Origin of the sequence: Dactylosporangium sp. CA-092794 (genome assembly GCF_050948465.1) — a bacterium.
Lineage (GTDB): Bacteria > Actinomycetota > Actinomycetes > Mycobacteriales > Micromonosporaceae > Dactylosporangium.
The window spans coordinates 5,819,668-5,840,723 of sequence record NZ_CP192044.1 but is presented as its reverse complement, the minus strand read 5'-3'; the positions used below and the strand labels follow the sequence as shown (position 1 = coordinate 5,840,723).

1 pseudogene (running past one end of the window) is annotated in these 21,056 nt (G+C 72.8%); it reads right to left on the bottom strand.

Features of this window, described 5'->3' with window-relative positions:
• Positions 1-21,055, bottom strand: a pseudogene (locus ACQPXD_RS24925) (type I polyketide synthase) (its annotated part extends 6,647 nt beyond the left edge of the window); the annotation flags it as partial.
• Position 21,056 lies beyond the last annotated feature (1 nt).

Here is a 21,056-nt window from a genome sequence, read left to right as displayed (position 1 = left end):
CCACCGACACACCCGGCCCAATCAAAGCCAACACCCGCTCCAACGGCAACGGCACCGACACCATCCCACCCGACCCCGACAACCCCAGGATCGCCTTACTCCGCAGCGCCACCACCCGGGCGCCATCCTCAAGGGACAGTCCACCCGACACCACGGCCGCCGCGATCTCACCTTGTGAATGGCCCACGACACCGGCCGGCCGCACGCCCACCGAACGCCACAACTCGGCCAGAGACACCATCACCGCCCACGTCGCCGGCTGCACCACATCCACCCGCTCCAGCATTTCGGCGTCGCCCAGCACCGCCCGCAGATCCCAGTCCACAAACGGCCTCAACGCAGCCGCACAACGGACCATCGACTCGGCGAACACCGGCTCGGCATCCCACAACGCCAAACCCATCCCCACCCACTGCGCACCCTGACCCGGAAACACGAACACCGGATCAGCACCACCGCCAGCCACGCCTCTGATCGGCGGTTCGTCCAACTCCGCCAAAAGGCGCTCGTGATCGTCGGCGACCACGACGGCCCGATGCGGGAACGAGGACCGAGCGGCCAGGGAGCGGGCGACCGCGGCCAGGTCGGCATCCGGGCGCTCGGCCAGGAAACCGGCCAGCCGAGCCGCCTGGTCCCGCAGAGCCGGCGCGGTCTTCGCCGACAACAGCCACGGCATCAGCCGGGCCGGTTCGCCGGCCATGACCGGATCCGGCTCGCCCTCCTCGAGGATGACGTGGGCGTTGGTGCCGGAGATGCCGAACGCGGACACCCCCGCGCGGCGCGGATGCCCGTTGCGTCTCCAGGGCGTGGCCTCGGTCAGCAGCTCGACGGTGCCGGCGGACCAGTCCACATGCGACGACGGGGCGTCGACGTGCAGGGTCTTCGGCAGTACACCGTGGCGCATGGCGAGGACCATCTTGATGACCCCGGCGACGCCGGCGGCGGCCTGGGTGTGGCCGAGGTTCGACTTGACGGATCCGAGCAGGAGCGGCTTGCCGCCGGGGCGCTGCCGGCCGTAGGTGGCGATGAGCGCCTGAGCCTCGATCGGGTCGCCGAGCGTGGTGCCGGTGCCGTGCGCCTCGACCGCGTCGACCTCGGCCGGCTGGACGCCCGCGCTGGCGAGCGCGGACCGGATCACCCGCTGCTGGGAGGGGCCGTTCGGCGCGGTGAGGCCGTTGGAGGCGCCGTCCTGGTTCACCGCGCTGCCGCGGATCAGCGCGAGCACCCGGTGGCCGTGCCGCCGCGCGTCGGAGAGGCGTTCGAGGACGAGGACGCCGGCGCCTTCGCCCCAGCCGGTACCGTCGGCCGCGTCCGCGAACGCCTTGCAGCGCCCGTCGGCCGCGAGGCCACCCTGCCGGGAGAACTCGGTGAACACGCCCGGCGTCGTCATGACCGTCACGCCGCCGGCGAGGGCTGTGATGCACTCGCCGGAGCGCAGGGCCTGGGCGGCCAGGTGCAGCGCCACGAGCGACGAGGAGCAGGCGGTGTCGACCGAGACGGCCGGACCCTCCAGACCGAGGGCGTAGGCGACCCGGCCGGACAGGACGCTGGCCGCGTTCCCGGTGCCGCCGAAGCTCTCTCCCGCCGCGGCGGCGACGCTGAGCAGCGCCGGATAGTCCTGGACGTTCGTGCCGAGGTACACGCCGGTGGCGGTGCCCTTGATCGTGGCCGGGTCGATGCCGGCCCGTTCCAGCGCTTCCCAGGCGGTCTCCAGGATCAGCCGCTGCTGCGGGTCCATGGCGACCGCCTCGCGCGGGCTGATGCCGAAGAACCCGGCGTCGAAGCCGGCGACGTCGGCGAGGAAGCCACCGACCCGCGCGTACCCGCCGCCGGGCTCGGGGTCCGGGTTGAACCAGGCCGCGGTCTCCCAGCCCCGGTCGGCGGGGAACGCACCGACCGCGTCGACACCGTCGGCGAGCAGCTCCCACAGCGCCTCGGGGGTTTCGACCCCGCCGGGGAAGCGGCAGCCGATGCCGACGATCGCGATCGGCTCATCGCTGACCGCCGCGACCCGGACGGTGGTCACGGGCTCGGCGCCGGTGAGTTCGGCGAGGAGGTACCCGGCGAGCGCCTGCGGGGTCGGATAGTCGAAGACGAGCGTCGCCGGCAGGGTCAGCCCGGTCGCGGCGGTGAGCCGGTTGCGCAGCTCGACGGCGGTCAGCGAGTCGAAGCCGAGGTCCCGGAACACGCGATCGGCCGGCACCTGCTCGGGCCCGCTGTGGCCGAGGACCGCAGCGGCCTCGTCGCGGAGCAGGGCCACGAGCAGTGGCGCGCGCTGCTCCTCGGCGACCTGCCGCAGCCGCTGCGGCCACTCGGACGGCTCGGTGCCGGCGGCCCCGTTGCGGTACTCGGGCAGCTCGCTCAGCCACGCCGCGGCCCGCCCGGCGCCGACCTCGCCAACCCGCCGCCAATCAACATCGGCCACGGCCAGATACCCAGCACCGACCGCATGCTCCAGCGCCGACACCGCCAGCGCCGGTTCCATACCCACGACCGCACCCCGCCGGGTCCCCGCGGCCAGCCCGTCGCCGGCCCACGCGCCCCAGCCGATCGACACCATCGGCGCGCCTTGAGCCCGACGCTGCCGCGCGTAGGCGTCCAGGAACCCGTTCGCGGCAGCATAATTCCCCTGCCCCGGCGAACCGAACAACGCGGCCAGGGAGGAGAAGATGACGAACGCCTGCAACCCCAGGTCCGCCGTCAACGCGTCGAGATTCAACACCGCGTCGATCTTCGCCCGCGCCACCGTGTCGAACCGCTCCGGCGTCAACGACCCCAACACCCCATCATCAATCACCCCGGCCGCATGCACCACCGCCGTCACCGGATACTCGGCCAGAACCGCCGCCATCGCATCCCGATCCGCCGCATCCGCCGCCACAACCACCACCGGGATACCAAGATCCGGCGCCGGACCACCCCGCCGGCTGACCAGCACCAGGCGCTCCGCCCCATGCCCGGCCAGCCACTGTGCGACCCGGCGCCCGAGAGCGCCAGTACCACCCGTCACCAGGACCGTGCCCGAGGGTCGCCAACCATCACCTGTCCCGGCCAGGGCATGCCGCAGCCGCAACCCGTACAGACCGTCCGCCCGCGCCGCGACCTGGTCCTCGCCGCAGCCCAGCGCCGCCACCAACGACCCTGACGGCGCATCCGAAGCCAGATCGACCAGACCGCCCCACCGGTCCGGCTGCTCAGCCCGGACCACCCGGCCGAGGCCCCACACCTGCCCCTGCCACGCATTCGTGTCCAGCTCACGGGTCACCACCCACAACGGCACCGGACCCCACTGCCGCGCCACCACCAGCAACTCCGTGGCACATTCGCGGCCCGGCGAAGCCAGCAACACGCCGCCGGCCACCTCCGGCACCGGATCGCCCGGACTCAGCCGCACCACCTCAGCCCCGGCGGCCGTCAGTTCGTCCGCAACATCGTCGCCAGTTCCGGGGGCCGCAATAAGCGCCCACGACCCCGACAACGCCACCGGCCGGCCGGCGATCCGGGACCAGTCGACTCGATACCGCCAGCCATCCACGGCCGAGACGCTGCCGCTCCGCTCCGGCCAGAACCGCTGATGCTGGAAGGCATACGTCGGCAGTTCCACCCGCCCGGCCGCAGCCTCGCCGAGCAGCGCCGCCCAGTCCACGGTCCCACCATGCACATGAACCCCAGCGACAGCCGTCAGCAGCGTCTCAGCCTCGTCCCGCCCCGCCCGCAACGCCGGCAACCACACCCCACCATCAGCCATCGCCGACAACGACCCATCCGGCCCCAACTCCAGGAAAATGTCCGCACCCAACGCGGACACCGCATCGTGATACCGCACCGCCTCACGGACATGCGCCACCCAATACGCCGGACTGGACACATCCGCACCCGGCGTGCCCGACACCACCGGGATCGACGGCTCGTGCCAGGTGACGGTGTCAAGCACTGCGGCGAACTCGGCCAGCATCGGCTCCATCAACGGCGAATGAAACGCATGACTCACCCGCAACCGCCGAGCCTTACCACCCCGCTCCCGCCACGACTCGGCCAGCGCCAAGACAGTGTCCGCAGCACCGGAGATCACCGTCGACTGTGGACCGTTCACCGCCGCTACACCCACCTCGGCATGTCCGGCAACGAGCGCGAGCGCTTCCTCGTGCGACGCGGTCAACGCCACCATCGCACCCCCGGACGGCAACGCCTGCATCAGCCGACCCCGCGCCGCCACAATCCGCGCCGCATCCGCCAGCGACCACACCCCAGCGACATAGGCCGCGGTCACCTCACCGATCGAATGCCCGGCCAGAACCCTGGGCTTGACGCCCCACGACTCCACCAGCCGGAACAACGCCACCTGCACCGCAAACAACGCCGCCTGCGTATTCGCCGTCTGATCCAGCTCCCCGCCATCAGCGATCAGGTCACGCAACGGACTCTCGAAGTGCGCACACACCTCATCGAACGCCGCCGCGAACACCGGATACCGCGCACACAGCTCAAGACCCATACCGACCCGCTGACTACCCTGACCCGAGAAGACCACGGCCAAGCGGCCCGGACCCGCCACACCCGTAATCGTCTTCGGGCCCAGCACCACCGCCCGATGCGCGAACAACGACCGGCCGCTTGCCAGAGCCCGGCCGACCGCAACGGCATCCACCGACGACTGCCCAGCGACAAACCCGGCCAACCGCCGCACCTGCTCACCCAACGCCGGCTCCGACTTCGCCGACAACAACCACGGCACCACACCGACCGACTCGGACGGAACAACCGGCTCCGGCTCAGCCTCCTCCAAAATCACATGCGCATTCGTGCCGGAAATCCCGAACGACGACACACCCGCCCGCCGGAGGTGACCATTCGCCGCCCACGGCGTGGCCTCCGTCAACAGCGCAACCGTCCCCGCCGACCAGTCCACATGCGACGACGGCGCATCCACATGCAACGTCCGCGGCAACACCCCATGCCGCAACGCCAACACCATCTTGATCAACCCGGCCGCCCCCGCCGCCGCCTGGGTGTGGCCGATGTTCGACTTCACCGACCCCACGAACAACGGCCGATCCGCCGGACGGTCCTGACCGTAGGCAGCGATCAGCGCCTGTGCCTCGATCGGATCGCCCAGCGCGGTACCGGTACCGTGCGCCTCGACCGCATCGACCTGGGCCGGCCGCAGCCCGGCGTTGGCGAGAGCCTGCCGGATCACCCGCTGCTGCGACGGACCGTTCGGCGCCGTCAGACCGTTCGACGCCCCGTCCTGATTCACCGCGCTCCCGCGAACCAGCGCCAGGACGTGATGGCCGCGGCGGCGGGCCTCGGAGAGCCGCTCCAGGACGAGGACGCCGACACCTTCGCCGAAGCCGGTGCCGTCGGCCGCGTCCGCGAACGGCTTGCACCGCCCGTCCGCGGCCAGCCCACCCTGCCGGGAGAACTCGGCGAAGATCCCAGGGGTGGCCATCACGGCGACACCGCCCGCGAGGGCCATCGAGCACTCACCGGTCCGCAGGGCCTGCGCGGCCAGGTGTACCGCAACCAGCGACGACGAGCACGCCGTGTCCACCGACACGGCCGGACCTTCGAGCCCGAACGTGTAGGCAACCCGGCCCGACGCGACGCTGGTGGTCATGCCGGTGAGCCCGGGCCGGGCGGCGGCCGCGGAGCCGGCGGCGAGGCTCAGGCCGTAGTCGGAGGCGGCGATCCCGACGTACACGCCGGTGTCGGAGCCGCGCAGCCCGGCCGGATCGATCCCGGCCCGTTCGAGAGCCTCCCACGACGTCTCCAGCAGCAACCGCTGCTGCGGGTCCATCGCCAGGGCCTCGCGCGGGCTGATCCCGAAGAACCCGGCGTCGAACCCGGCGGCGTCGGCGAGGAACGTGCCCTGCCGCGCGTACGCCGGGTCGCCGGGACCGGCGTTGTACCAGGCCGCGGTGTCCCAGCCGCGATCGGCCGGGAACTCGCCGACCGCGTCGGCCCCGGCGGCGAGCAGCGTCCACAGTTCCTCGGGCGTGCTGACGCCGCCGGGGAACCGGCACGCCATCCCGACGATCGCGATCGGCTCGTCCGCCGGTGTCGCCGCGACCGGTGGGCCGGCGGCCGCGCCCGCGGGGTGGCCGAGCAGTTCGGCCAGCAGGTGCCGGCTGAGCGCGGCCGGGGTGGGGTGGTCGAAGACGAGCGTGGCCGGCAGGGTCAGCCCGGTTGCGGTGGCGAGGCGGTTGCGCAGCTCGACGGCGGTCAGCGAGTCGAGGCCGAGGTCCCGGAACGCAACCGCCGGTTCGACGGCGTCGGCGCCGGCGTGGCCGAGCACGACGGCGGCCTGCCGCCGGACCAGCTCCAGGACGGCCCGTTCGCGCTCGTCGGCGCCCAGTGCGCCCAGGCGGGCGGCGAAGTCGTCGCCGCCGGTGGTGATCGCCGCGGCGGCCCGGCGGCCGGTTGGTCCGGCGAGGATCCGCCAGAGGGGCGGTACGTCGGCGGCCGCGGTCCGGCGCAGCGCGGACAGGTCGAGGCGGACGGGGACCGGTTGCGGATGGTCGCCGCGGACGGCGGCGTCGAACAGCGCGAGGCCCTGCTCGGAGGTGAGGGTCTGGAGCCCGCCGCGGCCGAGGCGGGCGAGGTCGGCGTCGCCGAGGCGGCCGGTCATCGCCGAGGCCTGGGCCCAGAGCCCCCAGGCGAGCGACTGGGCCGGCAGACCGAGGGTCCGCCGGTGCAGCGCGAGGGCATCCAGATACGCGTTCGCGGCGGCGTAGTTGCCCTGCCCCGGCGCACCGAAGGCCGCCGCGGCCGACGAGTACATGACGAACCACGCGAGGTCCTGGCCCTGGGTGAGCTCGTGCAGGTGCCACGCCGCGTCCGCCTTTACCCGCAGCACGCCGCCGAGGCGCTCGGGGGTCAGCGACTCGATCGTGCCGTCGTCGAGCACCCCGGCCGTGTGGATGACCCCGGTGATCCGGTGCCCGCGCAACGCCGCCGCGAGCGCCTCCCGGTCGGTGACGTCACACGCCACCACCTGCGCGCCCAGCGCGATCAGCTCGTCGGCGCCCGCGGCCGCCGGACCCTGCCGCGACAGCAGGAGCAGATTCCGCACACCAAAGGCTTCGGTCAGGTGCCGGGCCAGGAGGCCACCGAGCAGACCGGTGCCGCCGGTGATGACGACGGTGCCGTCCGGGTCCGGGCTCGCCGGCAGCCGCAGGACGACCTTGCCAATGTGCCGGGCGCTCTGCAGATACCGCAGCGCCTCCACCGCCCGGGAGGCGTCGAAGACGGTGACCGGCCCGGGCCGCAGGGTGCCGGCGGCGAACAGATCGAGGAGCTCGCCGAGCATCTCTCCGATCCGGTCGGGGCCGGCGTCGAAGAGGTCGAACGGCTGATAGGTCACGTCAGGACGGTCCAGCTCGCCGCGGATGTCGGTCTTGCCCATCTCCACGAACCGGCCACCCCGCGGCAGCAGCTCCAGCGAAGCATCCACAAAGGACCCCGCCAGCGCGTTCAGAACCACGTCCACACCCTCACCACCGGTCGCCGCCAGGAACCGCTCCCGGAACTCCAGATCACGGGACGACGCCAGGTGTCCGGGATCGAACCCCTCCAATGCCGGCCACTTGCCGGGACTGGCCGTGCCGTACACCTCCACACCCCACGCCCGCGCCAACTGCACCGCCGCCATCCCAACCCCACCCGCCACCGCGTGGATGAGAACCTTTTCGCCGCGCCGGACATCGGCCAGATCCCGCAGCGCGTAGTACGCAGTCAGGAACACGATGGGCACCGCCGCCGCCTCGGCGAACGACCAGCCCTCCGGCATCCGCGCAACCAGGCGCCGATCGGTGACCGCCGACGGGCCGAACGCACCGGCGAGCATCCCGAACACCCGATCGCCGACGGCCAGATCCTCGACACCCGGACCGACCTCGACGACCACGCCGGCCGCCTCGCTGCCCAGCAACGCCTCCGGATCCGGGTACATCCCGAGCCCGATCAGCACATCCCGGAAGTTCAGCCCGGCCACCCGAACCGCCACCCGCACCTGCCCCGGCGCCAGCGGCACCACCGGCACCTCGGCAACACCGAGATCATCCAGACTGCCGGTCGACGCCATCTCCAGCCGCCACGAACCCTGCGCCGGGAGCACCAGCCGCCCCGCATCGGCCCGGACCAGCCGCCGGCCGTGCGGCACACCGCCGCGAACCGCGACCTCCGGCTCACCGGTCGCGACCGCAAGCGCCGCCTCGACCGGCCCGTCCACCAGCACGAACCGATCCGGATGCTCCGACTGCGCCGAACGGACCAAACCCCACACCGCGGCCGCCGCCGGATCCCGGCCATCCGTCGCACCGTCCGTCCGGATCACCAGCCGCGATCCGGTCTGCTCCGCCAGCCACGACCGCAGCCGCTCCAACACCGCCGCCGTCACCACATGCACATCACCGACCGGCGGCTCGAACACCACCACATCCGTATCGACCGGCGCGACCGGCGGCAGCGGCACCCACTCGACCGCGAACAGATCCCGGGAAGCCGCCGACCGTTCCACCGCGACCGGGCGCGACGCCAGCGAGGCCGCTCGCAGGACCGGTTGTCCGTCGGTGTCGTACACCTCGACGGCGATGCCGCCGCCCACCTCGGTCAGCCGCGCCCGGACAGCGGTGGCGCCGGTCGCGTGCAGCGTGACGCCACTCCACGCGAACGGCAGCACCACGCCACCCTCGGCGTCACCGGTCAGGAGCAGCGCGTGCAACGCCGCGTCGAGCACCGCCGGGTGCAGTCCGAACCCGGCGGCGTCGACGTCCTCCGGCAGCACCGCCTCGGCGAACACCGACGATCCCGAGCGCCACACCGCCCGCAGCCCCTGGAACGCCGGCCCGTAGCCATATCCGGCATCGGCCAGCCGTTCATACAACCCTTCAACCGTCACTGGTACCGCATCCGCCGGCGGCCACACCGCCAGCCCCGCCGGCACCGGCCCGGCCGCCGGGCTCAGCACACCGGTCGCGTGCCGGGTCCACGGCTCATCGCCGCCGTCACGCCGGGAGTACACCGCCACCGGCCGCCGGCCGTCCTGGTCGGCGCCGCCCGCCGACACCTGCAGCTGCACTCCGCCGGCGTCCGGCAGCACGAGCGGGACCTGCAGCGTCAGCTCTTCGACGGCGCCGCACCCGACCTGATCGCCCGCGTGCACCGCCAGCTCGAGCAACGCCGTCCCCGGCAGCAGCACCGACCCGCCGACCGTGTGATCCGCCAGCCACGGGAAGGCGGCCGCCGACAGCCGTCCCGTCAGCACCACGCCGTCCCCGCCGGCCAGCGACACCACCGCACCGAGCAACGGGTGACCCGCCGAGCGCTGCCCGACCGACCCGGCGTCGCCCGCCCACCCGGCACCCGGCCGCGGCCAGTACCGCCGCCGCTGGAACGCATACGTCGGCAACTCCACCCCCGACGCCCCCACCCCACCCAGCACCACCGCCCAGTCCACACCCACACCAGCCACATGCACCGCACCCAAAGACCGCAGCCACCGCTCCCGCCCACCGTCATCCCGCCGCAGCGTCCCGGTGACCACCAGGTCCTCGCCCGCCTGATCAACGGCCATCGCCAAGACCGGGTGCGGACTCACCTCGACAAACGTCCGATGCCCCGCAGCAACCAGCGCCGCGATCACATCACCGAACCGAACCGTATACCGCAAATTCCGATACCAATACCCGCCCTCACCACCCGAAGCCGCGTCCACAGTGGAATGGAACGGCACCCCACTCTCCTGCGGATCCAGCCCGGCCAGATCAGCCTCAAGCCGCTCCCGCAACGCCTCCACCTGCACCGAATGCGACGCATAATCCACATTGACCCGCCGTACACCCAAATCCGCATGCGCCTCCGCGAACGCATCCGCCCCAGACCCACTCACCACCACCTGCGCCGGACCGTTCACCGCCGCCACCGACACACCCGGCCCAATCAAGGCCAGCACCCGCTCCAACGGCAACGGCAACGACACCATCCCACCCGACCCCGACAACTCCAGGATCGCCTTGCTCCGCAGCGCAACCACCCGGGCACCGTCCTCAAGGGACAGTCCACCCGCGACCACTGCCGCCGCGATCTCGCCCTGGGAATGCCCGACCACCCCGGACGGACGGACACCGACCGAACGCCACAACTCAGCCAGGGAAACCATCACCGCCCACGTCGCGGGCTGCACCACATCCACCCGCGCCAGCAACTCCGCATCACCCAGGGCCGAACGCAACTGCCAGTCCACGAACGGCTCCAAGGCCAGCGCACAACGAGCCATCGACTCGGCGAACACCGGCTCGGCATCCCACAACGCCAAACCCATCCCCACCCACTGCGCACCCTGACCCGGAAACACAAACACCGGATCAGCACCACCGCCGGCCACACCCTTGATCAGCGGCTCATCCAACTCCGCCAGAAGGTGCTCGCGGTCGCCGGCGACCACAACGGCCCGATGCGCGAACGACGACCGAGCCGCCAGGGAACGAGCGACCGCAGCCAGGTCGGCATCCGGATGCTCGGCCAGGAAACCGGCCAGCCGAGCCGCCTGGTCCCGCAGAGCCGGTTCGGACTTCGCCGACAACAACCACGGCCACGGACCGCTCAACGCCCCGAGCGGCTCAGGCTCCGGCTCCGCTTCCTCGAGGATGACGTGGGCGTTGGTGCCCGAGATGCCGAACGAGGAGATACCGGCCCGCCGGGGCCGCTCGCCGGCCGCCCACGGCACCGCCGAGGTCAGCAGCCGGACGGCGCCGGCGGACCAGTCCACGTGCGACGATGGGGTATCGGCGTGCAGCGTCGGCGGCAGCGTGCCGTGCCGCAGCGCGAGGATCATCTTCATCACCCCGGCGACGCCGGCGGCGGCCTGGGTGTGCCCGATGTTGGACTTCACCGACCCGAGCCACAGCGGCCGATCGGCGGACCGGTCCCGGCCGTAGGTGGCGATGAGCGCCTGCGCCTCGATCGGGTCGCCGAGCGTCGTACCCGTGCCGTGCGCCTCCACCGCGTCGACGTCGTCGGGCCGCAGGCCGGCGTTGGCGAGCGCGGCCCGGATGACCCGCTGCTGTGACGGGCCGTTCGGCGCCGTGAGGCCGTTCGACGCTCCGTCCTGGTTGACGGCGCTGCCGCGCATGATCGCGAGAACATGATGTCCCCGCCGGCGTGCCTCGGAGAGCCGTTCGAGGACGAGGACGCCGGCGCCTTCGCCCCAGCCGGTGCCGTCGGCCGCGTCCGCGAACGCCTTGCAGCGCCCGTCGGCGGCGAGGCCGCGCTGCTGGCTGAATCCGATGAAGATGCCCGGGGTGTTCATCACGGTGACCCCGCCGGCGAGCGCCATCGAGCACTCACCGGACCGCAGCGCCTGCGCGGCCAAGTGCATGGCGACGAGCGACGACGAGCAGGCGGTGTCGACGGAGACGGCGGGACCTTCGAGGCCGAGGGAGTACGAGACCCGGCCGGACAGCACGCTGGCCGCATTGCCGGTGCCCGCGAACCCCTCGGCGGCGGCGTCGGCGACGCTCAGCAACGACAGATAGTCCTGGCCGTTGGTTCCCAGATAGACTCCGGTGGTACTGCCCCGAAGCGCAACGGGATCGATCCCGGCCCGCTCCAGGGCCTCCCAGGACGTCTCCAGCACCAGCCGCTGCTGCGGGTCCATCACCTCAGCCTCGCGCGGGCTGATACCGAAGAACCCGGCGTCGAACCCGGCCACGTCGTCCAGGAATGCGCCCTCCCGCACGTAGCTGGTGCCCGGGTGGGCCGGATCGGGGTGGTACACGGATTCGAGGTCCCAGCCGCGATCCGCCGGGAACTCCCCGACCGCGTCGACGCCGCCGGCCAGCAGCGCCCAGAGCCCGTCCGGGGTGTCCGCCCCGCCGGGGAATCGGCACGCCATGCCGACGATCGCGATCGGCTCGTCGACCGGCAGGGCGGCGGACCCGCCCACGGCCCCGGCACCGGCCCCGCTGACCTCGGCGAGCAGATACTCGGCCAGCGCCCGCGGCGTCGGGTAGTCGAAGACCAGCGTGGCGGGCAGCGTCAGCCCGGTCGCGGCGGTGAGCCGGTTGCGCAGCTCGACGGCGGTCAGCGAGTCGAAGCCGAGGTCGCGGAACACCTCGTCCGCCGGCACCTGCCCGGCGCCGCTGTGCCCGAGCACGAAGGCGGCCTCGTCCCGCACGAGGCTCAGCGCAAGCGCGGCCCGCTGCGCATCGGGGACCTGCCGCAGCCGCAGCAGCCACGCCGATTCACCATCGCCGGGAAGTTCGGCCCGGGCCGCCCGGAACTCGGCCAGTTCGCTCAGCCACGCCGCGCCCCGCCCGGCGCCGAGCTCGCCAACCCGCCGCCAATCAACATCGGCCACGGCCAGATACCCAGCACCGACCGCATGCTCCAGCGCCGACACCGCCAGCGCCGGTTCCATACCCACGACCGCACCCCGCCGGGTCCCCGCGGCCAGCCCATCCCCCGCCCACGCGCCCCACCCGATGGAGACCATCGGCGCGCCTTGAGCCCGACGCTGCCGCGCGTAGGCGTCCAGGAACCCGTTGGCGGCAGCGTAGTTCCCCTGCCCCGGCGAACCGAACAGGGCCGCCACCGACGAGAAGATGACAAACGCCTGCAAACCCAGGTCCGCCGTCAACGCGTCGAGATTCAACACCGCGTCGATCTTCGCCCGAGCCACCGTGTCGAACCGCTCCGGCGTCAACGACCCCAACACACCATCGTCAATCACCCCGGCCGCGTGCACGACCGCCGTCACCGGATGCTCGGCCAGAACCGCCGCCATCGCATCCCGATCCGCCGCATCCGCCGCCACAACCACCACCGGGATCCCGAGATCCGGCGCCGGACCACCCCGCCGACTGACCAGCACGAGACGCTCCGCCCCGTGCTCGGCCAGCCACCGCGCCACCCGCAACCCAAGGGCACCCGTACCACCCGTCACCAGGACCGTCCCCGAGGGCCGCCAACCATCACCCGACCCCGCCGGGGCATGCCGCAGCCGCAACCCGTACAGCCCGTCCGCCCGCGCCGAGACCTGGTCCTCACCGCAGCCCATCGCCGCGACCAACGACCCCGCCGGCGCGTCAGCCGCAAGATCGACCAGACCACCCCACCGGTCCGGCTGCTCCACACCGATCACCCGGCCGAGCCCCCACACCTGCCCCTGCCACGCATTCGTGTCCAGCTCACGGGTCACCACCCACAACGGCACCGGACCCCACTGCCGCGCCACCGCCAGCAACTCCGCGCCACACTCCCGGCCTGCAGAAGCCAGCAACACCCCACCAGCCACCTCCGGCACCGGGTCGCCCGGGCTCAGCCGCACCACCTCAGCGCCCGCCGCAGCCAGCTCCGCCGCGACGTCATCACCGGTGCCGGGGGCCGCGATCACCGCCCACAACCCCGACAACGCCACCGGCCGACCGGCGAGCCGGGACCAGCCGATCTGATACCGCCAACCATCCACCGTGGCCTTCGACTGCCGCTGCCGCAACGACGACAGCATCGGCAACACCGACCCCGCATCCTGCCGCTCAACCGCCGCCCAGAACTCGGCGTCGAATCCGTCCACCGCGACCCGATTCGGCTCCGGCCAGAACCGTTGGTGCTGGAAGGCATACGTCGGCAGCTGAACCCGCCCGGCCGCAGCCCCGCCGAGCAGCGCCGCCCAGTCCACGGTCCCACCATGCACATGAACCCCGGCAACGGCGGCCAGCAGCGTCTCAGCCTCGTCCCGCCCCGCCCGCAACGCCGGCAACCACACCCCACCGCCAGCCATCGCCGACAGCGATCCATCAGGTCCGAGCTCCAGGAAGATGTCCGCGCCCAACGCGGTGACCGCATCGTGATACCGGACCGCCTCACGGACGTGCGCGACCCAGTATGCGGGGCTGGTCACATCCGCACCGGGCGTGCCCGAAACGACCGGAATCGACGGCTCATGCCACGCAACACTGTCGAGCACGGTGGCGAACTCGGCGAGCATCGGTTCCATCAGCGGCGAATGGAACGCATGACTCACCCGCAACCGCCGAGCCTTGCCACCCTGCTCCCGCCACCGATCGGCCAGCACCAAGACAGTGTCCGCATCACCCGAGATCACCGTCGACTGTGGACCGTTCACCGCCGCCACGCCCACATCCGCATGCCCGGCAACGAGCGCGAGCGCTTCCTCATGCGACGCGGTCAACGCCACCATCGCCCCGCCGGCCGGCAGCGCCTGCATCAACCGGCCCCGCGCCGCCACAATCCGGGCCGCATCAGCCAGGTCCCACACCCCAGCCAGGTAGGCCGCGGTCACCTCACCGATCGAATGCCCGGCCAGGAACCCAGGCCTGACCCCCCACGACTCCACCAACCGGAACAACGCCACCTGCACCGCAAACAACGCCGCCTGCGTATTCGCCGTCTGATCCAAGTCGGTGCCGTCGGCGATCAACTCACGCAACGACATCCCCAACTGCCCGCACACCTCATCGAACGCCGCCGCGAACACCGGATACCGCGCATACAGGTCCAAACCCATGCCAGGACGCTGACTGCCCTGACCCGAGAACACGACGGCCAGGCGACCCGGACCGGCCACACCCGTGATCGTGCTCGGGCCGAGCACGACCGCCCGATGCGCAAACAGCGACCGACCGGTGACCAGGGCACGGCCGACCCCGAGGGCATCGACCGACGACTGACCGGCCACGAACTCGGCCAACCGCCGCACCTGGTCCCGCAACGCCGGCTCCGACTTCGCCGACACCACCCACGGCACCGGCCCGGAAGACTCCACCACCGCGACCGGCTCCGGCTCGGCCTCCTCCAAAATCACATGCGCATTCGTGCCGGAAATCCCGAACGACGACACACCCGCCCGCCGCGGATGACCATTCGCCGCCCACGGCATGGCCTCGGTCAGCAGCCGCACCGTCCCCGCCGACCAGTCCACATGCGACGACGGCGCATCCACATGCAACGTCCGCGGCAACACCCCATGCCGCAACGCCAACACCATCTTGATCAACCCGGCCGCCCCCGCCGCCGCCTGGGTGTGCCCGATGTTCGACTTCACCGACCCCACAAACAGCGGCCGATCCGCCGGACGATCCTGACCGTAGGCAGCGATCAACGCCTGCGCCTCGATCGGATCACCCAGGGCGGTACCGGTACCGTGCGCCTCGACCGCATCCACCTCAACCGGGGACAACCGGGCGTTGGCCAGGGCCTGCCGGATCACCCGCTGCTGCGACGGACCGTTCGGCGCCGTCAGACCGTTCGACGCCCCGTCCTGATTTACCGCACTGCCCCGGATGACAGCCAGCACCTCATGGCCCCGCCGGCGCGCGTCCGACAGCCGCTCCAGGACGAGCATCCCGGCGCCTTCGCTCCAGCCGGTACCGTCGGCCGCATCCGCGAACGGCTTGCACCGCCCGTCGGCGGCCAGCCCACCCTGCCGGGCGAACTCGACGAACGCCGCCGGCGTCGCCATCACGGCCACCCCGCCGGCGAGGGCCATCGAGCACTCGCCGGACCGCAGGGCCTGGGCCGCCAGGTGTACCGCAACCAGCGCCGACGAACACGCGGTGTCCACCGACACGGCCGGGCCTTCGAGCCCGAACGTGTAGGCGACCCGGCCGGAGGCGACGCTCGTGGTCGAGCCGGTGAGGCCGTGCCCTTCGGTGTTGTCCGGGTCGGCGGTGAAGCGGACGCCGTAGTCCGAGGCGGTGATGCCGACGTACACGCCGGTGCCGGACCCGCGCAGCCCGGCCGGATCGACGCCGGCCCGTTCGAGGGCCTCCCAGGCGGTTTCCAGGAGCAACCGCTGCTGCGGGTCCATCGCCAGGGCCTCGCGCGGGCTGATCCCGAAGAACCCGGCGTCGAACCCGGCCGCGTCGGCGAGGAAGCCACCGACCCGCGCGTACCCGCCGGGGGTGCTGTCCCAGCCGCGGTCCGCAGGGAAGTCACCGACCGCGTCGCGGCCCTCGGCCAGCAGCTGCCACAGGTCTTCGGGCGTGTCCGCGCCGGGGAGCCGCACGCTCAGGCCGACGATCGCGATCGGTTCGTTGGGCCCGGCCTGGACGGGTACCGCGGCCGCCGTCACCCCGGCCCCGCTGAGCTCGGCGAGGAGGTATTCGGCGAGTACGGTCGCGTTCGGGTAGTCGAAGACCAGCGTGGCGGGCAGCGCCAGCCCGGTCGCGGTGGCGAGCCGGTTGCGCAGTTCGACGGCGGTCAGCGAGTCGAAGCCGAGGTCGCGGAACGCGACCGACGGGTCGATGGCCTCCGGCCCGGTGTGCCCGAGCGCGGCGGCGGCCTGGCTGTGGACGAGCCGGAGCAGCGCCGGGAGCCGGTCGGCGGCGGCCAGCCCGGTGAGGGTCTGGGCCAGCCCAGCGGCGTCGCCGGTGCCGGCGGCCACCCGCCGGCGCGGCCCGCCGGCGAGGGTGCGCAGCATCGCCGGCACCGCGGGGGCCTGCCGGATCGCGCCCAGGTCCAGCCCGATCGGCACGAGCAGCGGACGGTCGGTGCGGACGGCGGCGTCGAAGGCGGCCAGGCCCTGCTCGCGGGTGAGGGCGCGCACGCCGGACCGACCGATCCGGCGCTGGTCGACGTGGCCGGTCATGGCCGACGTCTCGGCCCACAGCCCCCAGGCGAGCGACTGGCCGGGGATGCCGAGCGCGCGGCGGTGCAGGGCGAGGGCATCCAGGTACGCGTTCGCGGCGGCGTAGTTGCCCTGCCCGGGCGCACCGAACGTCGCGGCGGCCGAGGAGTACATGATGAACCAGGCCAGATCCTGCTCCCGGGTCAGCTCGTGCAGGTGCCAGGCCGCATCCGCCTTGACCCGCAGCACGCCGGCCAGCCGCTCCGGCGTCAGCGACTCGACCGTGCCGTCGTCGAGCACCCCGGCGGTGTGGATGACGCCGGTGATCCGGCGCCCTTCCAGCACCGACCCGAGCGCCACCCGATCGGTGACGTCACACGCCACCACCTCCGCACCGAGCGCCAGCAGCTCGCCGGCGCCCGCGGCCGCCGGACCCTGCCGAGACAGCAGCAACAGGTTCCGCACGCCGTACACCTCGATCAGGTGACGGGCGAGCACAGCGCCCAGCCCGCCGGTACCACCGGTGATGACCACGGTCCCGTCCGGGTCGAGCGCGGCCGGGGCCGGCGCGCCGCCCACCGCCCGGCTGAGCCGCCGCGCGTGCAGGACACCGTCCCGGACCGCGACCTCGGGCTCACCGGTCGCGAGCACGGCCGCGAAGTCGACATCGCCGTCGCCGTCGAGGAGCACGAACCGGTCCGGATGCTCCGACTGCGCCGACCGGACCAGGCCCCACACCGCCGCGGCCGCCAGGTCCCCGCCGTCGGTCGCGCCCCGGGTCCGGATCACCAGCCGGTCGCCGGACGGCCCGGCGAGCCAGGACTGCAGCCGTTGCAGGACGAGGGCCGTCGCCGCGTGGACGTCGAGCTTCGGAAGGTCGACCACCTCGGCGCCGGGGCGGGCGGCGATCGGCGCGGACGGTGGCAGCGGTACCCAGTCGACCGCGAACAGGTCCGGGGAGCCGGCGACCGGCTGCTCGACCGGCATCGCCCGCAGCGCCAGCGATGCTGCGCTCAGCACAGGCTCACCGACCGGGTCGAACACCGCGACCGTGACCCCGCCGGCGGCCGGCGTGAGCCGCACCCGCAGTGCGGTGGCGCCGGTGGCGTGCAGGCGGACGCCGCGCCAGGAGAACGGCAGCAGTGCGCCCTCGGCACCCTCGGCACCGAGCAGGCCGGTCAGGCCGATCGGGTGCAGCGCCGCGTCGAGGGCGGCCGGGTGTACCCCGAATCCGTCCACTGTGGTGTCGTCGGGGAGTTCGACCTCGGCGTACACGTCGGGGCCGGACCGCCACACCGCGCGCACCCCCTGGAACGCCGGGCCGTAGCCGAAGCCGCTGCCGATGAGGCGCTCGTACAGATCGTCGGCTGGGACCGGCTCGGCGCCGGCCGGCGGCCACTCGCCGGGCAGCGGGGCCGGAGCGGCCGGGGGTTGAACGGCGAGGACGCCGGTGGCGTGGCGGGTCCAGGGGTCCTCGATGCCGTCGCGGGGCTCCGGCCGCGAGTACACGTTGACGGGCCGGCGGCCGGTGTCGTCGGGCTCGCCCGCCCACACCTGGATCTGCAGACCGCGCGGGCTCGGCGCCGGCGGATGGTGCAGTACCAGCGGGCTCTGCAGGGTCAGCTCCTCGACCGTGCCGCAGCCGACCTGGTCGGCCGCGTAAACGGCCAGGTCGAGCAGCGCGGTGCCGGGCAGCAGCACCGTGCCGCCGACGGCGTGGTCGGCGAGCCACGGGTGGGCGGCCAGCGACAGCCGGCCCGTGAGCAGCAGGCCGTCGCCGTCGGCGAGGGAAACGGCGGCGGCGAGGAGCGGGTGGTCGGCGGCGCGCTGGCCGAGCGCGGAGATGTCGCCGGGGCGGCCAGCGGAGACCCGGGGCCAGTACCGCCGGCGCTGGAAGGCGTACGTCGGCAGCGGTAGCGGCGGCGTGGGCGGCTCCGGCGCGCCGAGCAGGGCCGTCCAGTCGACGGTCCCGCCATGCACGTGGACCCCGGCGACGGCAGCGAGGAGCGTCTCGGCCTCGTCCCGCCCGCCCCGCAACGCCGGCAACCACACCCCACCGTCAGCCATCGCCGACAGGGATCCGTCCGGCCCCAGCTCCAGGAAAATGTCCGCACCAAGCGCCGTCACCGCATCGTGATACCGAACGGCTTCGCGGACGTGCGCGACCCAATATGCCGGGCTGGTCAGATCCGCATCCGGGGTGCCCGACACGACCGGGATCGACGGCTCGTGCCAGGTGACGGTGTCGAGCACGGCGGCGAACTCGGCCAGCATCGGCTCCATCAACGGCGAATGAAACGCATGACTCACCCGCAACCGCCGAGCCTTACCCCCTCGATCCCGCCACTGATCAGCCAGCCGCAGCACCACATCCGCACTGCCCGAAATCACCGTCGACCGCGGACCGTTCACCGCCGCCACGCCCACATCAGCATGCCCCGCAATGAGCGCGAACGCTTCCTCATGCGACGCCGTCAACGCCACCATCGCACCCCCGGACGGCAACGCCTGCATCAACCGGCCCCGCGCCGCCACAATCCGCGCCGCATCCTCCGGCGACCACACCCCAGCCACGTAGGCCGCCGTCACCTCACCGATCGAATGACCGGCCAGGAACCCAGGCCTGACCCCCCACGACTCGACCAGCCGGAACAACGCCACCTGCACCGCAAACAACGCCGCCTGCGTATTCGCCGTCTGATCCAGATCAGACCCATCAGCGATCAACTCACGCAACGACATCCCCAACTGCCCGCACACCTCATCAAACGCAGCCGCGAACACCGGATACCGCGCATACAGGTCCAAACCCATACCGGCCCGCTGACTGCCCTGACCCGAGAACACGACGGCCAGGCGACCCGGACCGGCCACACCCGTGATCGTGCTCGGGCCGAGCACGACCGCCCGATGCGCAAACAGCGACCGACCGGTGACCAGGGCACGGCCGACCCCGAGGGCATCGACCGGCGACTGACCGGCCACGAACTCGGCCAGCCGCCGCACCTGGTCCCGCAGCGCCGGCTCCGACTTCGCCGACACCACCCACGGCACCGGCCCGGAAGACTCCACCACCGCGACCGGCTCCGGCTCGGCCGCCTCCAGAATCACGTGCGCGTTCGTGCCGGAGATCCCGAACGCGGAGACGCCGGCCCGTCGCGGCCGCCCGTCGGTCTCCCACGGCCGGGCCTCGGTCAGCAGCCGCACGGCCCCGGCGGTCCAGTCGACGTGCGACGACGGGGCGTCGACGTGCAGGGTCTTGGGGAGCACACCGTGCTGAAGGGCGAGCACCATCTTCATGACCCCGGCGGCGCCCGCGGCGGCCTGGGCGTGGCCGATGTTCGACTTCACCGAGCCCAGCCACAGCGGCCGGTCGTCCGGGCGGTCCTGGCCGTAGGTGTTCAGCAGGGCCTGCGCCTCGATGGGGTCGCCGAGGACGGTACCGGTGCCGTGGCCTTCGACGGCGTCGACCTCGTCGGGCCGCAGGCCGGCGTTGTCGAGCGCGGCCCGGATGACCCGCTGCTGCGCCGGGCCGTTCGGTGCGGTGAGCCCGTTGGAGGCGCCGTCCTGGTTGACGGCGCTGCCGCGCATCACGGCGAGGACGGGGTGGCCCTGGCGGCGGGCCTCGGAGAGCCGTTCGAGGACGATCACGCCGACGCCCTCGGCCCACCCGGTGCCGTCGGCGGCGTCCGCGAACGGCTTGCAGCGCCCGTCGTGGGCGAGGCCGCGCTGGCGGGAGAACTCGATGAAGACGGTCGGGTTCGCCATGACGGTCACGCCGCCGGCGAGGGCCATCGAGCACTCGCCGGAGCGCAGCGCGTGGGCGGCGAGGTGCATCGCGACCAGCGTCGAGGAGCAGGCGGTGTCGACCGAGACGGCGGGGCCGCCGAGGCCGAGGCTGTAGGAGATCCGGCCGGACATGACGCTGGCGGCGTTGCCGGTCATGACGTGGCCCTCGGTGGCGGCCGGGTCGGCGGCGAGCTCGGTGCGGTAGTCGGAGCCGGCGAGTCCCATGTAGACGCCGGTGTCGGTGCCGCGCATCCGGGCGGGGTCGAGCCCGGCCCGCTCCAGTGCCTCCCACGAGGTCTCCAGCAGCAGCCGGTGCTGCGGGTCCATGGCGACGGCCTCGCGCGGGCTGATGCCGAAGAACGCCGCGTCGAACGCGGTCGCGTCGTGCAGGAAGCCGCCTTCGCGGACGTAGCTGGTGCCGGCGTGCTCGGGGTCCGGGTGGTAGACGGCGTCGAGGTCCCAGCCGCGGTCGGCGGGGAACGGCCCGACCGCGTCACGGCCCTCGGCGACGAGGTCCCACAGTTGCTCGGGGGTGTCGACACCGCCGGGGAACCGGCACGCCATCGCCACGACGGCGATGGGCTCGCTGGCCCGGTCCTCGAGGTCGTGCAGGCGCCGCTGGGTGTCCAGCAGGTTGGCCGTGGCCTGCCGCAGATAGGTCCGCAGCTTCTCCTCGTTG